Origin of the sequence: Pseudomonas typographi, assembly GCF_014694385.1 — a bacterium.
Taxonomy (GTDB): domain Bacteria; phylum Pseudomonadota; class Gammaproteobacteria; order Pseudomonadales; family Pseudomonadaceae; genus Aquipseudomonas; species Aquipseudomonas typographi.
Map to the genome: position 1 here is coordinate 1 of NZ_JAAOCA010000142.1, position 482 is coordinate 482.

1 protein-coding gene is annotated in these 482 nt (G+C 53.3%); it reads right to left on the reverse strand.

What is annotated here, in order from left to right:
• Positions 1 to 289, reverse strand: a 289-nt coding sequence (locus HAQ05_RS28960; RefSeq protein ID WP_238936622.1) for a hypothetical protein, incomplete at its 3' end; no start/stop codon positions are given.
• Positions 290 to 482 lie beyond the last annotated feature (193 nt).

The following is a 482-nucleotide window of genomic DNA, read 5'->3' on the forward strand; positions in this document are numbered from 1 at the left end:
GCGGGACATCGAACAGCCAGTAGCTTATGGCCTGTCCCGGCGAGTAGCTACCGAACCGAAACGTCCACGTTCCGTTACCGTTATTAGTCTGGCTAAGCAAATATGCAAAGTCGCTGGTGCACTTGAATGCTACCACAGGGTCAACGCACGCCAGCGTCAAATCCACGTAGTAGTAAGCGCCCGTTGTGCCGGTAGTGACAGAACCTTTGGATTTCAAGCTGAGGTTTGAATAGAGGGAGTCGATCACCAAAACATTGTCGCCGTTTCGCGCCTCAAACCCGCCGTCCATCAATAAACCCCATATATGATTGTTACCGACTGCTGTGCAGCGGTCCAACTAATAGTGTTGCCAGATACCGATATTGAAGGGTATGTCGTATTGGAGAACATCCCCGCTGGGGTGCCGTCTCTCATTATGTAAAACGGGTCGCCGGACCCGGGCACGGTCACGTTTCCAGCGGTGTTCGCGGTTGTGGTGACCC